This window comes from Amycolatopsis sp. cmx-4-54, from assembly GCF_046548895.1.
GTDB lineage: Bacteria > Actinomycetota > Actinomycetes > Mycobacteriales > Pseudonocardiaceae > Amycolatopsis.
Genome location: NZ_JAEBEJ010000009.1, coordinates 254014 through 271544 on the forward strand (window position 1 = coordinate 254014; position 17531 = coordinate 271544).

19 protein-coding genes and 1 pseudogene are annotated in these 17531 nt (G+C 69.3%); 8 read left to right on the forward strand and 12 right to left on the reverse strand.

Annotation, left to right across the window (positions count from 1 at the left end):
• Nucleotides 1-46: 46 nt before the first annotated feature.
• Together ACLJQ7_RS28365 and ACLJQ7_RS28370 are read right to left on the reverse strand one after the other, a co-directional pair.
• A complete protein-coding gene (locus tag ACLJQ7_RS28365; protein ID WP_410651202.1) occupies nucleotides 47-1609 on the reverse strand; it encodes an adenylate/guanylate cyclase domain-containing protein in 1563 nt (520 codons plus the stop codon).
• Nucleotides 1610-1670: 61 nt separating this feature from the next.
• The gene (locus ACLJQ7_RS28370; RefSeq protein ID WP_410651203.1) at nucleotides 1671-2474 is read right to left on the reverse strand and encodes a class I SAM-dependent methyltransferase; all 804 of its coding nucleotides are present in this window, start codon (nucleotides 2472-2474) and stop codon (nucleotides 1671-1673) included.
• Between the two features lie 69 nt (nucleotides 2475-2543).
• On the opposite strand from ACLJQ7_RS28370, the gene ACLJQ7_RS28375 reads away from it, so the two are divergent.
• Nucleotides 2544-3005 (forward strand): peroxiredoxin, encoded by a 462-nt coding sequence (locus tag ACLJQ7_RS28375; RefSeq protein WP_410651204.1) that lies wholly within the window; start codon nucleotides 2544-2546, stop codon nucleotides 3003-3005.
• Between the two features lie 15 nt (nucleotides 3006-3020).
• Here the strand turns inward: ACLJQ7_RS28375 and ACLJQ7_RS28380 are convergent, their stop codons facing one another.
• On the reverse strand, nucleotides 3021-3731 hold the full coding sequence (locus tag ACLJQ7_RS28380; protein ID WP_410651205.1) for a MerR family transcriptional regulator: 711 nt from the start codon (nucleotides 3729-3731) through the stop codon (nucleotides 3021-3023).
• A gap of 62 nt (nucleotides 3732-3793) precedes the next feature.
• Here ACLJQ7_RS28380 and ACLJQ7_RS28385 point away from each other — a divergent pair, with 62 nt between their 5' ends.
• The 3 genes and pseudogenes from ACLJQ7_RS28385 to ACLJQ7_RS28395 all read left to right on the forward strand — a co-directional run bounded on the left by ACLJQ7_RS28385 (nucleotide 3794) and on the right by ACLJQ7_RS28395 (nucleotide 6519).
• Nucleotides 3794-4240 carry a DUF6194 family protein gene (locus ACLJQ7_RS28385; RefSeq protein WP_410651206.1) on the forward strand — a complete coding sequence of 149 codons (447 nt, stop codon included), beginning with the start codon at nucleotides 3794-3796 and terminating at the stop codon, nucleotides 4238-4240.
• 184 nt (nucleotides 4241-4424) lie between these two features.
• Nucleotides 4425-5175, forward strand: a pseudogene (locus tag ACLJQ7_RS28390) (TioE family transcriptional regulator).
• 186 nt (nucleotides 5176-5361) lie between these two features.
• Nucleotides 5362-6519 (forward strand): S1 family peptidase, encoded by a 1158-nt coding sequence (locus tag ACLJQ7_RS28395; protein WP_410651207.1) that lies wholly within the window; start codon nucleotides 5362-5364, stop codon nucleotides 6517-6519.
• A gap of 48 nt (nucleotides 6520-6567) precedes the next feature.
• Here the strand turns inward: ACLJQ7_RS28395 and ACLJQ7_RS28400 are convergent, their stop codons facing one another.
• From ACLJQ7_RS28400 to ACLJQ7_RS28415, 4 genes are read right to left on the reverse strand one after another with little or no spacing between them, the layout of a single operon-like run.
• Nucleotides 6568-7059, reverse strand: coding sequence for a DinB family protein (locus ACLJQ7_RS28400; RefSeq protein ID WP_410651208.1), 492 nt, complete (start codon nucleotides 7057-7059; stop codon nucleotides 6568-6570).
• Nucleotides 7060-7105: 46 nt separating this feature from the next.
• Nucleotides 7106-8077: an alpha/beta fold hydrolase gene (locus tag ACLJQ7_RS28405; RefSeq protein ID WP_410651209.1), complete on the reverse strand. Its 972-nt coding sequence runs from the start codon at nucleotides 8075-8077 to the stop codon at nucleotides 7106-7108.
• 13 nt (nucleotides 8078-8090) lie between these two features.
• Nucleotides 8091-8555 (reverse strand): DinB family protein, encoded by a 465-nt coding sequence (locus tag ACLJQ7_RS28410; RefSeq protein ID WP_410651210.1) that lies wholly within the window; start codon nucleotides 8553-8555, stop codon nucleotides 8091-8093.
• Nucleotides 8552-9145, reverse strand: coding sequence for a class I SAM-dependent methyltransferase (locus ACLJQ7_RS28415; RefSeq protein ID WP_410651211.1), 594 nt, complete (start codon nucleotides 9143-9145; stop codon nucleotides 8552-8554). Before ACLJQ7_RS28415 ends, ACLJQ7_RS28410 begins: the two co-directional genes overlap by 4 nt.
• Nucleotides 9146-9213: 68 nt before the next feature.
• Between ACLJQ7_RS28415 and ACLJQ7_RS28420 the strand changes: the two genes are divergently transcribed.
• Nucleotides 9214-9783, forward strand: coding sequence for a helix-turn-helix domain-containing protein (locus tag ACLJQ7_RS28420; RefSeq protein ID WP_410651212.1), 570 nt, complete (start codon nucleotides 9214-9216; stop codon nucleotides 9781-9783).
• Here ACLJQ7_RS28420 and ACLJQ7_RS28425 read toward each other — a convergent pair.
• The gene (locus ACLJQ7_RS28425) at nucleotides 9780-10382 is read right to left on the reverse strand and encodes a response regulator (protein WP_410651213.1); all 603 of its coding nucleotides are present in this window, start codon (nucleotides 10380-10382) and stop codon (nucleotides 9780-9782) included. The two genes, ACLJQ7_RS28420 and ACLJQ7_RS28425, sit on opposite strands and share 4 nt — an antisense overlap.
• Complete coding sequence (locus ACLJQ7_RS28430; protein WP_410651353.1) at nucleotides 10379-11482, reverse strand: sensor histidine kinase; 1104 nt, start codon at nucleotides 11480-11482, stop codon at nucleotides 10379-10381. Before ACLJQ7_RS28430 ends, ACLJQ7_RS28425 begins: the two co-directional genes overlap by 4 nt.
• A gap of 118 nt (nucleotides 11483-11600) precedes the next feature.
• On the opposite strand from ACLJQ7_RS28430, the gene ACLJQ7_RS28435 reads away from it, so the two are divergent.
• Genes ACLJQ7_RS28435 through ACLJQ7_RS28445 form a run of 3 tightly spaced genes read left to right on the forward strand, consistent with a single transcriptional unit; the run spans nucleotide 11601 to nucleotide 14680 of the window.
• Complete coding sequence (locus ACLJQ7_RS28435) at nucleotides 11601-12482, forward strand: ABC transporter ATP-binding protein (RefSeq protein WP_410651214.1); 882 nt, start codon at nucleotides 11601-11603, stop codon at nucleotides 12480-12482.
• A 15-nt stretch (nucleotides 12483-12497) separates the two neighbouring features.
• Nucleotides 12498-13217, forward strand: coding sequence for an ABC transporter permease (locus ACLJQ7_RS28440; RefSeq protein WP_410651215.1), 720 nt, complete (start codon nucleotides 12498-12500; stop codon nucleotides 13215-13217).
• A gap of 23 nt (nucleotides 13218-13240) precedes the next feature.
• Nucleotides 13241-14680 (forward strand): alpha/beta hydrolase, encoded by a 1440-nt coding sequence (locus ACLJQ7_RS28445; RefSeq protein WP_410651216.1) that lies wholly within the window; start codon nucleotides 13241-13243, stop codon nucleotides 14678-14680.
• A 223-nt stretch (nucleotides 14681-14903) separates the two neighbouring features.
• Here the strand turns inward: ACLJQ7_RS28445 and ACLJQ7_RS28450 are convergent, their stop codons facing one another.
• The 3 genes from ACLJQ7_RS28450 to ACLJQ7_RS28460 are packed head-to-tail and all read right to left on the reverse strand — an operon-like array spanning nucleotide 14904 to nucleotide 17496.
• A complete protein-coding gene (locus ACLJQ7_RS28450) occupies nucleotides 14904-15692 on the reverse strand; it encodes an ABC transporter permease (RefSeq protein WP_410651217.1) in 789 nt (262 codons plus the stop codon).
• The gene (locus ACLJQ7_RS28455) at nucleotides 15689-16639 is read right to left on the reverse strand and encodes an ATP-binding cassette domain-containing protein (RefSeq protein ID WP_410651218.1); all 951 of its coding nucleotides are present in this window, start codon (nucleotides 16637-16639) and stop codon (nucleotides 15689-15691) included. Before ACLJQ7_RS28455 ends, ACLJQ7_RS28450 begins: the two co-directional genes overlap by 4 nt.
• Nucleotides 16640-16650: 11 nt before the next feature.
• Nucleotides 16651-17496 carry a DUF4097 family beta strand repeat-containing protein gene (locus ACLJQ7_RS28460; RefSeq protein ID WP_410651219.1) on the reverse strand — a complete coding sequence of 282 codons (846 nt, stop codon included), beginning with the start codon at nucleotides 17494-17496 and terminating at the stop codon, nucleotides 16651-16653.
• Nucleotides 17497-17531: the final 35 nt, after the last annotated feature.

Sequence of the window (17531 nt, forward strand, 5' to 3'; positions counted from 1 at the left end):
GCAAGATTCACGGCCCCTTCACAAAGGCTGTGAATCCGCCACGGGGTCAGGCCTTGGGTGTCGCGAGTGTGGTGGGCCGGGCGCGGCCCCGCAAGACGACGTCCTCGGTCGCCTTCCACTGCGCGGCCTCGTCCTCGGCCGCCGACTCGATCGCCGTCCACGAAGCGAGCAACCGGGCTTCGACGTTCTTCGCCAGTTCGGTCAGCCGGGCGGCTTCGTTGACCGGGTCGCCGATCACCGTGTACTCGAACCGGCGCGGGTCGCCGACGTTGCCGGCGACGACCTCACCCGTCGCCACCCCGATCCCGGCCGGGCATTCGGGTACCTCCGCCGCCAGCCTGCGCGAGATCGCCCGGCCCGCGGACAGCGCGAGGGTCGCGTGGTCGTCCAGCCGGACCGGTGCCCCGAAGATCGCCAGCGCGGCGTCCCCGACGAACTTGTTGACCAGCCCGTGATTGCGGTCGACCTCGTCGACCACCACCGCGAAGAACCGGTTGAGCAGGCCGACGACCTCCTCTGGCGGACGGCTCGCGGCCAGCGCGGTCGACCCGATCAGATCAACGAACAACACCGACACCGTCCGCACCGTGCCGCCGAGTTCGGCCGACGTGCGCATCGCCTCGCTCGCGACGTCCTCGCCGACGTGCCTGCCGAACAGGTCGCGCAAACGTTCGCGTTCGGCGAGACCGGCGGCCATCCCGTTGAAGCCCGCCTGCAGCAGACCGAGTTCGGTGCCGTCGTAGACCGGGATCTCCACGGCGAAGTCACCGGCCCGGACCCGGCCCAGCGCGTGCTGCACCGACCGGATCGGGTTCACCACGGCACGGGCGGTGAACACGGTCACCAGCAGGCCGAAGACCAGTACGACGAGACCGAGCGCGATGACCGAGGCGGCGAGCTTCGTGGTCGACACGTCGCCGCGTGCCCACGCCAGCACCGCCGTGACCACCAGCCCGGCCACCGGCACCCCGGTGCCGAGGCACCAGAACAGCAGCATCCGCAGGTTGACCCCGCCGCTGAGCGGCCGGTCCGGTGAGGTGCCCGCGAGGGCGAGGGCCACGTACGGGCGCAGGATGAACTCCCCGGCGAGGTAGGCGATCGCGCAGACGACCACCCCCGCGAACGCGACCACGAGCAGCTCGGTGAGCACGACCCGCGGCTGCACCAAGGCGGCCAGCACGCCGAACACCACGGTCGCGATACCCCACAGCACCGCCTGGACCAGCGTCAGCCGCAAGGGGACGCGGAGGCTGGCCGCGCGCTCCTCGTCGCTCGGCGCCCGGCCGTCGGCGGCCCAGCGCAGTGTCCGCAGCGCGCCGCGGGTGCCCCACAGCGCGCCCACGACGACGGCGGAGACCACGTAGACGGGGACCGCGATCGCGGTCACGCGGACGAGTTCGCCGGACATGCCCGGAGCGGGCATGAGCAGCGCCGCCAGCCCGACCACGACCAGCGCGCCGATGACGTTGGTCGCGATCAGTGTCCCGGTGAGGAGCCCCTGGACGCGGCGGCGCAACACGGCCGAATCCTGGTCGAGCGGGCCGAGCAGCCAGGAGCCGAACGGCCCCTGCCCGCGGCCCCGAACAGAGGAGTCGTTGTCTGGTCGCACCCGTGTCCCGCCGTTCACCCCGGTTTGAGTGAACGACTGTACACCGAAGTGGATCCGGTCGTCAGCGGGCGGTGCCGGAGCCGATCAGCGTGGTGGCGTCGAGTTCGGTCACGCCGTCCTCCCGCAAGGAATCGAGGTAGCGCTCACGCACCTGCTCGACGACACCGGGTTCGAGGCCGTCGAGCAGTCCCCGGAATCCGGAGCCGATGACGACCAGCCACGCGATCTCCGGTGTCATGGCCAGCCGGAGCTCGTTCACCACGACGTCCACATCGGACAGACGCCGCCCGGAAAGCCATCCGGCGTAAGAATCGGCTTGGTCGACGCGGTCGATCAAACTCGGCTCACGGGCCGGCGGCGGCGCGGAATCGGTCACCGCCGCCACCGCCCGGCCGAGGTGACGACCGGCCGTCACCATGGATCCGCGGCGCCAGATCGTGAACACGGCCCGGCCGCCGGAGCGGGCCCGGCCGATCAGCCGCTCGGTGCCGTCCGTCATGTCGGGAAAGAAGAAGATGCCGAGCGCGGACTGCACGACGTCGTAGCCGCCCGTCTCCCATGCCGTCGCGTCGGCCTCGTGCGCGCGCAACTGCGGCAGATCGGCCGAAAGACGGCGCAGTTCGCCGATCATCGGCCCCGAGAGATCGAGCGCGTCGACCACCCCGCCGGCACCGACAGCGCGCGCCGCGGGAATCGCCGATGCCCCGGTGCCGCAGCAGGCGTCGAGGACGCGGTCCCCTTCACCGATTCCGGCGGCCGCCACCGTGGCGGCGCCGATCGGCCCCCAGAGATACCGGCCGAGCGCGGCGAAATCGACGGCGGCCGCGTCGAAGGCCCGCCGGGTTCCCACTTTGCGAGAGGACATGCCGCGACGATATCCGTTTCGCGTCACACCGAGACCGATCCGGCGCGCCCTCGGCTCCGAACACCGGACATGGACCAAGCAGACCTCGCCCCGGACTTCACCCTGCCCGACGACACCGGCCAGGACCGCACGCTGTCGGACTTCCTGTCCAGCGGCCCGGTCGTGCTGTTCTTCTATCCCGCCGCGATGACCGGTGGCTGCACCGCCGAGAGCTGCCATTTCCGCGACCTGGCCGCGGAATTCGGCGACGTCGGTGCCCATCGCGTCGGCATCAGCCCGGACGGGATCACCAAACAGCGGCAGTTCTCCGCGCTGCACGGCTTCGACTACCCGCTGCTGTCCGATACGGACGGAAGTGTCGCCAAGCAGTTCGGCGTGTGGCGCCGGTTCAGTCCGCTGCATGCCAAACGCCGCACCTTCGTGATCGACACCGACCGCCGGATCCTCGCGGTGATCAAGAGCGAGCTGAAGTTCGACGTCCACGCGGACAAGGCGCTCGCGGCCCTGCGGGAACGGACGTCCACGGCCTGACTTGGGCCGAAAGCGTCAATGACCGGCCTCGGCGACCACGCGGGAAAGCTCGGCGGTGCCGTCGAAAAGCGCTCGTGAGCGGGCGATGATCCCGGCGTCCCGGACGGCGAGCGCGGACGCGATGTCCTCCAACCGCCGGGATCGCCGCAGCTCCGGCATCAAGGCCCGAAGCGGCGCGACGCGGTAACCGGCCAGCCGCAGCTGCTGCACGATCCGCGCGTCCCTCACCTGGGAAGGCGTGTACCGCCGCGTCCCTCGCTGGTCGCGGCCGGGGACGACGAGCCGTTCCGTATCCCAGTGCCGCAGTGTCGAAGGGCGCACGCCGAGCGCCGACGCGAGTTCGGAGACACTCATGGAGTCCGACCCGCGCACGTCTTCGATCGGTTCGCGGGAGATCACCCGGACCGCTTCCCTGGCTTCTCGGAGATCCGCGCGTTCGGCGTCGAGGCCGGCGTGGGCGGCGTCGAGGAGCGCGAGCACGTCGGGGAGCGGATCCCGGTGCACGGCGCGGACGATCTTCTTGGCCTCGACCGGCCCGACCCCGGCGGCGAGCGCGCGGTAGGCCAGTGCGGACCGGAGGTGGATCTCGTCGTAGGTCCGGTAGCCCGAGGCCGTCCGCGACGCCGCCGGGAGCACGCCGTCGCGTTCGAGGTTGCGCACCTGCTGGACGGAGTACCCCGCCCGGCGCGCGACCTCCGCCGTGCGCATCGATTTGAGACTTGCCACCTTCGCTCCGTCGAAAACCCGCTCGAACCCTCCATAAGCACTTTAATGCCACGCTTGAGCACATGACCATCGAAGAGATCATCGGCCTCGTCTCGGGCCTCGACGGCGTCCTGACCCTCACCCCCGGCCCTGGCGACGAATGGCCGGAACTCAGCTGGGGCGACGCGTTCTTCTACTACTCCCCCGACGGCGTGGTCCCGGCGAACGTCCAGCCCTTCGCGACGATCGTGACCAAGAACTACCCCGGCGACGAGAGCTCGCGGCTGGATCGCCCGGACACGTTCCGCGTGAACGTCCACGCCGGCAAGAAGGAGTTCACCCGGCGGCTCGGCCAGGACCCCGCTGCCACAGACACCCTGATCGCCCATCCCGTCTACGGCACCGCGGGCTGGCTGGCGGTGGTCAACCCGGCGTCGAAGACCGAACCGGCCGTCCGCGAACTGCTGGAAACGGCGCATCGGCTGGCCCGGGCCCGCTATGAACGACGGGCGGATTCCTCTCGCGGCTAGGCCGTGTCCTGCAAGTCTGTTCGCGGTCTCCGCGCCCAAGTGGTCCCTGGCGGCACGGGCGGACGCGGCCGAGTACGACCCGGTACGAGGCCGGCCCGCCCGCACCGCCAGGAACCACCTGGATCACGAAGCCCATCGAACAGACTTACAGGACACGGCCTAGCGCGGCGAATATCGTGGGACGGTGGGCCGAAACCTTCAATCCCGTGAGCGGCTCAGGCCGGTCGACCTGGCGCGCGAACACGGCCTGTCCACGCAAGCCGTCCGCAATTACGAGGCGGACGGCATCCTCCCCGCCGCCGGACGCGGTCCGCAGGGCTACCGCACCTACACCCCGCGGCACGCGCGGGCCCTGCGCGCGTTCCTCGCCCTCGTGCCAGGGCACGGCCACGCGACGGCGGCGTCGATCATGCGGGCGGTCAACCAGGACGCGGTCGAGGAGGCTCTCCGGCTCATCGACGAAAGCCACGCGCAGCTGCTCGACGACCGCCGCACCCTGCAGGCCGTCGCGGCCGCGCTCCGCGAGCTCGAACCCGTGGCCCACGAGCGGGGCGAGATGTTCGTCGGCCCGCTGGCCCGGAAGCTCGGCGTCCGGCCCGCCACCCTGCGCGAATGGGAACGAGCGGGACTTCTGCGGCCCGAACGCGACCCGAAGACCGGCTATCGCGTCTACAGCGAGGCCGACGTGCGCGACGCGAAGTTGACGCATCAGCTCAGGCGCGGCGGCTACCTCCTGGAGCGGATCGCGCCGGTGCTCGACCAGGTCCGTTCGGCGGGCGGGGTCGTCCCGCTGGAGTCGACGCTGAGCGACTGGCACTCGCGTCTCTCGGCAAGGGGCCGCGCCCTGCTCTCAGGTGCCGCCGCGCTGGAGAGCTATCTCGACCATGGCGGCGCGCACTGACACTTTTGCGCCAATGACACTTCCGCGCAATTGAATACGGCCATTCACGTTTTCCGCATACGAAAGTAGGTCCGCGATCACGGATCCTACTTTCGGCGCTACGGCCTGCCGTACGGGCGCTCGTACTGTGCGTGACGTCGAGATGAACCGCCCGGTCCCCCTGCGCTTTCCGAACATATTCCGGCGGTTCGTCGTTCCCTCCTTATCGAAGGAAATTCGCATGCGAATTCGCGGACCCGTCATGCTCACCCTGCTGAGTGTCTGCGCCGGAATCGGCGCGCTCGCCGTCCCGGCGACCGCCGCGCCGGTCACCGCTTACGACCAGACGATGCTCGAGACCCTCGCCGCCCAGCTCAAGGTCAGCCCGCTTCAGGCCGCCCAGAAGCTGGACCACGAGAAGAACCTGATCGCGTCGCTGGACAGCATCAGAACCCGCGGCCTCCACACGGACGGCGCGTACTTCGACGACGCCGGCGCTCTCGTGGTGAACGCCGACGCCGGCTCCGCCAAGGAGCTCCGCTCGGCCGGGCTGACCCCGCGCACCGGCACCCGCGGCGAGAACGCGCTGAACGCCCTGTCCGCCAAGGTCGGCACGGTGATCGGCAAGGACGTCGGCCAGGTGCAGTCCTGGGGCCCGGAACTCGCGGCCGACCAGGTCGTCGTCACCGTGCAGCCGGGCGCCGACAGCGCCCTCGTCCGCCGTCTCACGGCGCTGCCGGGCGTGTCGGTCCAGACCGGTGTCGCCAACGGGAACACCACGCAGGCCGACGTCATCCCCGGCCAGATCATGGACCTCGTCCCCGGCACCAACTGCTCGCTCGGCTTCCCCGGCACCACCGGCAACGGCAACAACGTGATGCTCACCGCCGGGCACTGCGTCGAGGGCAACCCGGACATCCTGAACCGCAGCGGCGTCCACATCGGCCGCGGCGTGGCCACCCAGTTCCCGTCGGCCGACATGGGCCTGATGGACATCGACGCCGAGGACACCGGCCGCGGCTACGTGGACACCCGTATGGGCACCACGGTGCGGATCACCAGCAGCTCGAAGGCGCCGGTCGGGACCACGCTGTGCAAGGCGGGCAACACCACCGGCTGGACCTGCGGCAAGATCACCGCGTACAACCAGACCGTCCGCTACAGCGGCGAAAGCGTCGCCACCACCGGGCTGGCCAAGTCGACCGTCTGCACCGAAGGCGGTGACAGCGGCGGCGCCTACATCGCGGGCAACACCGCGCAGGGCATGACCTCCGGCGGCCCCGCCGACGGACACGACTGCGGGTACAACCAGGGCTCCAACGCCACCGGTTCGTACTCCTACTACCAGCCCGTCGTGGACGCGGCGAACAAGTACGGGGTCACGCTGACCCGTTCCTGACCGAAGACCGGCGATGACGGGGAGCGGGTGCTCCCCGTCATCGTCTTTTCAGCGTGGTTTCTCGGAACTGAGGATCTGCTCGCGCAGGATGTCCGCGTGGCCGCCGTGCTGGGCGAGTTCACGCAGCATGTGCAGGTACACCCAGCGCAGCGGGAGCGGGCCGCGCCGGTTCCCGTGCAGCAGGTCGTCCAGATCGAGGGCGGCCGCCGCCTCGCGCGACGCCTCGCAGGCTTCGCGGTACGCCTGCCGCACGGAGTCGATCGTGTCCTCCTCGGCGAGGATGAACGATTCGTCAGGCGTCTCCGGGAGGCCGATCTCGGTCCGCGGGCGGCAGGTGACGGCTTCGACGAACCACACCTTTTCCGCGAAGGTCGCGTGCTTCACCAGCCCGAGCAGGGTCGTCCGGGACGGGACGAGCGACCGGCGGGCCTGTTCCTCGGTCAGGCCTTCCAGTGACTCGTCGAGAACACGACGGTGCTCGTCGAGGAAGACCTCGAACTGTTCGCGGAACGGGTGGTTGAGGACTTCCAGCGTGGACATGCGGGAAGCATCGCAAAGACCGCCGATCCCCGGCAACCATGTTGTCCTACTTCAGGAAGCCGACCAGTTCGGCGCTCACGAACTCCGGGTTCTCCTCGGCGAGCCAATGTCCCGCCCTCGGCACCTCGACGGCGCGAGCCAGGTCGGCGACGCGGGGTGCGAGCGTGGCCTTCTGTGGTTCGAGCAGTCCTTCGGCGGTCATCAGGAGGGTGGGAGTCGTGATGGGCATCGCGCCGGCGTTCGCGGTCGCGTCCTGCCCGAGCGTGCGGTAGAGCTCGAAACCGCCGTGCAGGACCTCCGGCCTCGTGTAGGTGCGGGCGTACTCGTCGATCTCGGCGTCGTCGAACGGCGACGCCGCCCCCGGTCCGCCGAAAGCCGTCCCTGAGTAGGCGACCTGTGGGTAGAACAGGGACAGGTATTCGCGGACGTCGTCACCCACGACGGCTTCGGGAACCGTCTTCTGCGAGTGGAAGGCTATGTGCCAGCTCAGATTCCGGTACGCCGTCGCGTCGAGCGCCGGGCCCGGCAGCGGCAGATCGAGGTACGCGAGTTTGGTGAGGTCGCCGGGGAATTGCGCCGCGTACTGGAAGGCGACCGCGGCGCCGAGATCGTGCCCGGCGATCCGGACGTCGCGCAGGCCGAGCCGTCCGGCGACGAGGCCGTGCACGTAACGGGCGAGGGTCGCCTTGTCGTAGCTGGGCGGCGAGCCCGCGCTGTCGCCGAGACCCGGCAGGTCGAGGGCGTACACCGTGAAATGCTCGGCCAGCGCGGGCATGACCCGGTGCCAGCCGTACCAGGTTTGCGGCCAGCCGTGCAGCAGAACGAGCGGTGCCCCCTTGCCGCCGGTGACGTAGTGCATCTTCACGCCGTCGACGTCGGCGAACTCGTGCCGGAACTGACTCGCGAAAGCCGTGTCGCCGCGGGTGACGTTCTCGTAGGGCGGGGCGGCGGGCGGGGGCGAACCGCAGGCCGTCAGCAGGACGAGGGCCGCGACGAACGCGGCGGCTCGATGGAACATGGGAATCTCCGTTTCAGCGCCCGGTGGCGCCATCGATCAGTTCGCGCAGGATGTCGGCGTGCCCGGCGTGCCGTGCGGCTTCTTCGATCAGGTGGGTCAGCGTCCAGCGCCGTGATCCCCGGCGGGGGCCGGTCGCGGCGAGGTCGTCCCAGGAAGCGATCTCGGCGTTCGCCTCGGCGACGGTTTCCCGGTAGGCGGCGAGAATCGACGCCGTCGTGTCGTCCGGACCCGGGTGGAAGGTCGCCTTCCAGTCGGCGACGCGGTGGCCGAGCAGCCAGTGGCGTTCGACGTGGGTCAGGTGTTTGACCAGGCCCAGCAGATTCGTGCCGGACGGCACCCCGGGAGCGCGGGCCCGGTCATCCGGCACTCCCTCGGCCTTGGCCATGACGGCGGCGCGCAGATAGTCGAGGAACCCGGCGAGGACGTCCTTCTCCCCCGCGCCCGTCGAAGGTGGCCCGGCGTCGCGTTTGCGGCTCATCGCCCGGCCCGCCGGAGGACCAGGACGTGGTCGATCACCGTCGCGGTCCGGCCGGCCGGACCGGTGGCCAGGCGTTCGGCCGCCTCCGCGCGGTCGACCGACCAGACCGCCGGGTCGAGCTCCAGTCCGGCCGCCACCTCGCCGGGAGTGGGGTGGTCGGCGTCCTGGCTCCACGACCAGGGCGCGGCGGAGCCGTGGTCGACGACGACCAGCCGCCCGCCGGGATTCACCGAGCCCGCGGCGGTTCGCAGCACCCGGGCCCTGTCCAGGTCGAACGGGGTGTGGAAGTACTGCGCCGACACCAGATCGAAGGTGCCGCCGGGGAAATCCTCGGCGAGATCGACGCGGAGCGCCGTGATCGGTTCGCCGCGTCCTCGGAGCGCGCGCACGGCCGCTCCCGAGATGTCGACCGCGGTCACCCGCCACCCTCGGGCGGCCAGCCACAACGCGTCTCCCCCGCCACCGCAGCCGAGGTCGAGCGCGGTGCCCGGCGCCAGCGGGCCGGCGATCTCGGCCAGTCTCGCGTTCACCTTCGGCGTTTCGGTGACGCGTCGTTCGTAGAGTCCGTCCCAGAATTCCGTCGCGTTCATGACCGCCACCTTCGCCCCGGAGTATCCGAATTGGCACGAAAACTTGCCGACCTGGCAAGATCGGCGACATGGACGAGACGGACGAGGTACTCGACGCGGTCGGCCCCCGGTTGCGGGCGCTGCGCAAACACCGGGGCCTGACCCTGGCCGAGCTGTCGACGACGACCGGGATCTCGGAAAGCACCTTGTCGCGGCTGGAAAGCGGCGGACGGCGGCCCACGCTGGAGTTGCTGCTGCCGCTGGCCCGCGTGCACGGCGTGCCGCTCGACGATCTCGTCGGCGCTCCCCGGACCGGCGATCCGCGTATCCACCTCCGGCCGATCCACCGCCACGGCATGACGTTCCTGCCGCTCACCCGGCGGGCAGGCGGGGTGCAGGCGTTCAAGATGCTCATCCTCAGCCGGGCCGAACCGGCGGAACCCACGCCGCAGACCCACGGTGGCTACGAATGGGTGTATGTCCTCAATGGACGGTTGCGGCTGGTGGTCGGCGACCGTGACATGGTCCTGCCGCCCGGCGAGGCCGCCGAGTTCGACACCGCGTTACCGCATTGGCTCGGCTCGGCCGACGGTCAGGCCGTCGAAACCCTCGTCCTTTTCGGACCGCAGGGCGAACGCGCGCACGTCCGGGCGCGCTAGAGCCAATCGTGTTCGCGGGCGTACCTGGCGGCTTCGTGCCGGGTCTGTGTCTGGGTCTTCTGCATCGCGTTCGAAAGGTAGTTCCGCACCGTGCCTTGCGCGAGGTGGAGCTGGGCGGCGATCTCGGCGACGGAATAGCCCTCCCCGGTCACCCGCAGCACCTCCAGCTCCCGCTCGGTGAGGGGACAGTCGTCGACGACGGCCAGCGCGGAGACGTCCGGGTCGATCCAGCGTTTGCCCTGGTGCAGGGCGCCGATGACGAAGGTGATGTGCGACGGCTCGGCGGCCTTGCTCACGAAGCCCTGGACACCGAGTTTGAGAGCCTTGCGGAGCACACCGGGTTTCGCGTGCCGGGTCAGCATAAGGATGACCTGGTTCGGCCGGGTGCGGCGGATCTCCGCGACCGCGCCCAGCCCGTCCACCCCGGGCATTTCGAGGTCGATGACGAGAACGTCGGGCGCGTGCCGCAAGGTGGCCTCGACGGCTTCCTCGCCGTTCTCCGCCTCGGCCAGGACGGTGATCTCGCCTTCGAGCGGGAGCAACGCGGCCATCGCCTTGCGCAGCAGGGCTTCGTCGTCGGCCAGCACGACCGTGGTCATCGTTCCTCCCGGGCGGGAAACGACGCGGCCGTCACGAACTGCCCGTCTTCCTGCTCCACCGTCAGTTCACCGCCGTCCGCGACGACACGTTGTCCGAGCGCGGCCAGCCCACGCAGTTCGGGCAGCGGCGCTCGCTGGGCACCGTCGTTGACGATACTGATGCTCCATTCCGACAGCGTGATCCGCACGCGGGTCGCCTGCGCGTGGCGCAGGATGTTGGTCGTGGTCTCGCGCAGGACCTGGCCGAGCAGCCTGCCCGCCGCCGGATCGACGTCCGCCTCCCGGTTGATCCGCACGCGGATCCCCGCGGCTTCGAAAAGGTTCCTCGCGTTCTCCAGTTCGGCGGAGAGGTTGAGCCGGCGCTGGGCGTAGGCGAGTTCCTTCGTCTGGGTGATCGTGTCGGCCACCAGCGCGTGGATCTCCCCCAGTTCCTGTTTCGCCCGCTCGGCGTCGATGTCCACCAGCTTCCTGGCGAGCGCGGTCTTGAGCTTCACCACGTGCAGCGTATGGCCCTGGATGTCGTGCAGATCGCTCGCGAACCGGACGCGTTCCCGGATCACGGCCAATTCCGCCTCCCGCTCGCGCGACTCCTCGAGTTCCTTGACGACGTCGTAGAACCGCTTGTTGGGGAACATCAGGCCGAGCACGACGGCCGTGATCGCCGCCGGGACGAAGACGAAGCTGACCAGCTCACCGGAGACGTCCTCGGAGGAGACCAGCGGCCTCAGCGCTCCCACCGCCGCGATGTACGCGACGAGCGCGACGGCCGCCGCGATCCGGTGCCGGGGCAATTGAGGGACGACCAGGGAACCCACGAGGAAGACACCGAAGAACGCCGAACTCCCGCCGACCACCAGCACCGAGAACGGCCACACGGCCGCCGTGACGACCAGGCACGGGACCGCCACCCGCAGGACCTCGCCCGCCGCCCACCGCACGAAGGCGACCATGGCCGCCACCACGCCCGTGCTCAGGACGACGGCGTGCCACCAGGTCCGCGCGTCGGAGGCGACCACGATGATCCCGCCGACCACCAGCAGCGGGAAGAACATGGTGAGGTTGAGCCGGCGCAGCTTGCCCTTCGCCGGCTCGGTGTCCACAGCAGACATGGGTCCAGTATCGGCCCTCCGCCGCCGCTGGCGACAGTGACACCACGTCATATCCGATCATGACGTGAGCGCACTGGTCGGCCCGCGGCCGAGCGGCTGGAATCGTGCCATGACTTCGACAGCAATCGACGTTGACCGGCTGAACCTGAAGTACGGCGACTTCCACGCCGTGAAGGACCTGTCCTTCCAGGTCCGGCAGGGCGAGTTCTACGCCCTGCTCGGCACGAACGGCGCCGGGAAGACCTCGACCCTGGAAACCCTGGAAGGGCACCGGAACCCGACGTCGGGCACGGTGCGGGTGCTGGGGAAGAGCCCGCGGGACCGCGCCACCGTCCGCCCCGAGATGGGGATCATGTTGCAGGAGAGCGGTTTCTCGCCGGATCTGACGGTGAAGGAGTCGATCCGCCTGATCGGGAGCCTGACCCGGCGCACGGACCGGCTCGAACGGGTCCTCGGCATCGTGGACCTGACCCGCAAGGCCGGCACGAAGGTGTCCCAGCTTTCCGGTGGCGAGAAGCGGCGGCTCGACTTCGCGACCGCGGTGTACGGCTCGCCGCGGCTGGTGTTCCTGGACGAGCCGACGACCGGCCTGGACATCCAGTCCCGGGACGCGCTGTGGGACGCGGTCGACAAGCTTCGTGAAGACGGTTCGACCATCGTGCTCACCACGCATTACCTGGAAGAGGCCCAGCAGCGCGCCGACCGTATCGGCCTGATGCACCGGGGCACCTTCCACCAGGAGGGCACGGTCTCCGAACTCACGCGGACGCTGCCGGCCGTGATCCGGTTCTCCCTGCCGCCGTCGGCTCCGGCGCTGCCACTGCAGGGCAGGAGCGAACACGACGGGAAGTTCGTCATCGAGACTCATCGCCTGCAGAAGGACCTGCACGTCCTGCTGCGGTGGGCGCGGGACAACGCCATCGAACTGCGGGATCTCGAAGCGGGCCCGACCCGGCTCGACGACGTGTTCCGCGCCATCGACAACGACTAGCCACAAAGGACTCCCATGCTTTCGATAGCCCGCAGCGAACTGATCCAGATCTTCCGGAACCGCTCGGTCCTGATCACCAGCTTCGTGATGCCGCTGGCGATCTCCGCGTTCTTCGTCTACCAGCACGAACTCTTCGCGAAGATCGGCAGCCTCGGCTACGTCGCGGCGATCGTGATGTTCACCGTATGCGCGTTCGGTCTCTACACCAGCGCGGTGACCACGCTGGCCTCACGGCGGCAGAACCTCTTCCTCAAGCGCTTGCGCTCCACCGCGGCGGGTGACGCGTCCATCCTGGCCGGGCTGGTGCTGCCGGTCACCGTCATCTCGCTCGTCCAGGTGGCGGTGATCATGATCGTGCTGGGCTCGATCACCGGAACGCCAGCCAACCTCGCCCTGCTGGTGGTGGCGGTGCTCGCCAGCGTCGCCATGATGATCGGCCTCGGCCTGGCCACCGCGGGCCTGACCAACTCCCCCGAGCACGCCCAGGTCACCACCTTGCCGGTCAGTCTCGGCGTGATCGCCGTCGCCAGCTGGGTCGGCATCTCCGGTACCGAAGAGCTGACCTTGCTCAAGCGGCTGTTGCCCGGGGGCTCGGCCACCGAACTCGCCGTCAACGCCTGGAACGGCGGCGTGGCCGTCACCGACTCACTGCTCCTGCTCGCCCCGACCCTGGCGTGGGTCGTCGTCGCCGTCGTCCTCGCCACGCGGCTCTTCCGCTGGGAGCCGCGCCGATGACCGTCCGAAGTGGAGGAACACTCATGCGCAAAGCACTGCTTCCCGTTCTCGCCATCACCCTGGTGACGGCGGCGACCCCGGCACTCGCGTCGGCGGCGCCGCCACCGAAATGGGGACCATGTCCGGAAGAGGCGGCCGGCCTCGGACTGGAGTGCGGCACGATCCAGGTCCCGCTGGACTACCGCGACCCCGGCGGCAGGACGATCGAGATCGCGATCTCACGCCTGGCGAGCACCAAACCGGAGAAGCGCCGCGGCGTACTGCTGACGAATACAGGCGGCCCCGGCGGCGAAGGGCTGGCCTATCCGGCCACCCTCAAGAAGCTGAACATCCCGCAGGAGGTGCTGGACGCCTACGACGTCATCGGGATGGACCCGCGCGGCGTCCACAACAGCACGCCGGTGACGTGCGGGCTGTCCCTCGCGGAGCATCCGACCAACATCCCGAGGTACGCCAGGAACTCGGCCGACGTCACGAGCGAGGCACAGCGGGTCGCCGCCGTCGCCGCGAAATGCGGTTCCTCGGCCACCGCACCGCTCCTGCCGTACATGACCACCGCCAACACCGCCCGCGACATGGACCGGGTGCGCGAGGCGCTCGGCGAGCGGAAGGTGAACTACTTCGGCATCTCGTACGGCACCTACCTCGGCTCGGTGTACACGTCGTTGTTCCCTGAGCGCAGCGACCGGTTCCTGATCGACAGCGCCACCGGCCCGGGCGGCTGGGACGCCGCCTTCTCGCGCCTGTTCGGCCGAGGCGTCGAAGACCGCTTCCCGGACTTCGCGAAATTCGCCGCTTCGAAGCCCGAATACGGCCTGGGCCGGACGCCGGCACAGGTGACGGCGAAGTACTTCGAACTCGCCGCGCGGCTGGACCGGACACCCAGCCCGGAGGGTTACAACGGACAGGTGTTCCGCCACGTCACGTTCGCCGATCTCTACTACGACAAGAAGCTGCCGCATCTCGCCGAGACCTGGCGCGCGCTCGACACCGGCAAGCCGGTCCCTTCGTCCGCGTCGACGTCTTCCGGTGCGGGCTATCCGGCGGACAACTACATCGCGAGTCAGCTGCACGTGATCTGCAACGACTCCGACTGGCCGGAGGACGTCGGCACATACCGGCGCAATGTCGCCGTCGACCGGTTCCGCCATCCGCTGTTCGGCGCGGCCGCCGCGGACATCACTCCGTGCGCGTTCTGGCCGTCCGAACCGATCGAACCGCCCGTGAAGATCACCGACCGCGGCCCGTCGAACGTCCTGATCGTTCAGAACCTCCGCGACCCGGCCACCCCGCTGGCAGGGGCACGGAAGCTCCGTGAAGCCTTCGGCGATCGCGCCAGGATGGTGACCGTCGACCAAGGCGGGCATCTGGCGTACCTGTTCAAGGACAACAAGTGCGCGAACGACCTCGCGACGGAGTTCCTGGTCGGCGGGACGCGGCCACGGCACGATTTCGCCTGCTGATCCGCTGATCCGCTGATCGCGTCTGTCTGCGGCAGGTCCGGTCGTGGGCGCGCCTCGGTCGTGACCGGGCCTGCCATGCGGGACCGTGTGGATTTCGGGACGTTAGACGACCCGAAATCCACACAGTCATGCGTGATCGGTCCAGTCACGCGGGCTTGAGCCTCGCAATCAGTCGACTAAACGCGAGAAAGACCAAGCGCCCCGGGCCGGGGCGACCCCCAGTTCAGCGGTCACGTTCCTTGGCGAACAAGGACTTCGACCACACATACCCGACGACCGAGAGCAGGACGCACCAGCCGATCGCGAGCCAGCCGCTGCTGCCGATCTCGGTGCCGAGCAGCAGTCCTCGAAGGGTTTCGATGACCGGCGTGAACGGCTGGTAGTCGGCGAACCAGCGCAGCCACGCGGGCATCGAATCGGTGGGCACGAACCCGCTGCCGAGGAACGGCAGCAGCATGAAGATCATCGGCGTGTTGCTGGCCGTCTCCACGCTCTTGGCCGCCAGGCCCAGCGCCACGGAAAGCCAGGTGAGCGCGATGGTCAGGAGCAGCAACAGGCCGGCGACCGCGAACCATTCGCCGACTCCCGCCGTCGGCGAGAAGCCGACGAGCAGCGTGACCCCGAAGACCACGGCGAGGGCGATCGTCGTCTGGATGAGCGCGCCGACGACGTGCCCGGTCAGCACCGACGCCTTGCTGATCGCCATCGTGCGGAACCGCGCGATGATGCCTTCGGTCATGTCCGTCGCCACGGAGATCGCGGTGCCGAGCGCGGCGCTGCACACGGTCACGAGCAGGATGGCGGGCGTGACATAGCCGACGTATTCGGCTCTGCCGCCTCCGCCGCCGAGCCCGTTCCCGAGCGTGCCGCCGAAAACGTAGACGAACAGCAGCAGGAACACGATCGGCTGGCCGATCAGCATGATGGTGAGCGACGGATACCGTTGCATATGCCGGATGTTGCGGCGCAGCATGGTCGCCGAGTCGCGCATCGAAAGGGACAGGGTGCTCATCGGGCCATCTCCTTGGTGGCGTCGGTCCGGTGACCGGTGAGGCTGAGGAACACGTCGTCGAGGTCCGGCGTGTGCACGGTGAGGCTGTCGACGGCGACGGCTTCGGCGTCGAGGCGGTCCAGCACGGCGCGAAGGGCGGTGACGGTGCCGTCGGTCCGCACGCGGAGCGCCAGCGCTTCTTGGTCCGAAGTGGACACTCGAAGCACGCGGGTGGCGTCACGCAGGGAAACCGCGTCGGGGAACTTCAGCTGCATATGCCCGCCGGGGACGCGTCGCTTCAGCTCGTCGGGCGTGCCCAGCGCGACGATCCTGCCACCGTCGAGGACGGCGACGCGGTCGGCGAGCTGATCGGCCTCCTCCAGATACTGCGTGGTGAGGAAGATCGTCACGCCACCGTCGACGAGGTCACGGATGATCTCCCACATCGTGCGGCGGCTGCGGGGGTCGAGGCCGGTGGTCGGTTCGTCGAGGAAGATGACCTTCGGGTCACCGATCAACGTCATCGCCAGGTCGAGTTTGCGGCGCATGCCACCGGAAAAGGTGGACGGCGTCTTCTTCGCCGCGTCGGACAGTTCGAACCGTTCCAGGAGTTCGGCGGCGCGCTTGCGCCCCGTACGACGCGGCAAATGGTGCAGATCCGCCATGAGGAACAGGTTCTCCTCACCGGTGAGGAGTTTGTCGACGGCGGAGAACTGGCCGGTGAGGCCGATGGCCGCGCGGACGCCGTCCGGGTCGGTGCCCAGATCGGCTCCGGCGATGGTCGCCGTACCGGCGTCCGGAGTGACCAAAGTGGACAGGATGTTGACCGTGGTGGTCTTGCCCGCGCCGTTGGGGCCGAGCAGCGAGAAGACGGTACCCGCCGGGACGTGCAGGTCGATATCGTCCAGGACGACCTTGTCGCCGTAGGACTTGCGCAGTCCGGTCGCGGAAATGGCCGGGTGGCTCATGGGATTCCCCTTCAGGAACGGTGGACGACGATGTCGCCGACGGAGGTGGCGGCGTGGACTTCGACCTTGTCGGCAGCGGCACCGGGCGCGGTGGCGGCGGTCATGTCGTTGATGACGCGGCCGAAGCGGGTGTTCACGTCGAGCCAGGCCGCACTGCCCTCGCGGAGGCCGACCTCGATGTCCCCCAAGGACGTTTCGAGGGTGAGCGTGCCCCTGGCGGAGTCGAGGACACGGACGGAACCGTTGGCGGTCTTGGCTTCGACACCGCTTTCGGCCTTGTCGACGGTGATGTCGCCGTTGGCGGAACGGATGCGGATCGCATCGGCGGCATCGCCGATCGTGGTGGTCCCGTTGGAGTTCTTGACCACCGCGGTGCCCTCGATCCGGCCGACGTGCACGCGGCCGGAGCTCGTGCTGATGTCGGCGTTCCCGTCGGCGTGTTCGACGACGATGTTCCCGGACGCGGAGTGCAGTTTCAGCTCGCCGGTGCGATCGAGGTGGATATGCCCGGTCCCGGACCGGTAGCGGCAGCCGCCGATCCGCCCGGTCACGGTCAGGTCGCCGAGCCCGGTGCTCCCCTGCACCCGGGACCCGGCGGGCAGTTCGATGGTCACGTCGATCGCCCTCGTGCGGTTGGAGAAGTCGAGCAGGCGCATCTTCGGTGCGCGGACGGTCAAGGTGCCGCCGGAGAATTCGACGACGGTCCGCTTCGCCGCGTCGACGTCGGAGTCGTTGTTCTCGTCGAGCGGGCCCACTTCGACGACCGTGTCGGTGCGGTCGCCGGCGACGATGCGGACGTTGCCGACGACCGGCTCGAGGTCGGCGAGAATGGGTTCCGGGGTGGCGAAAGTAGGCATGGTTGTCCCCTCGAAGGTGGTGTGATCGGTGTTTG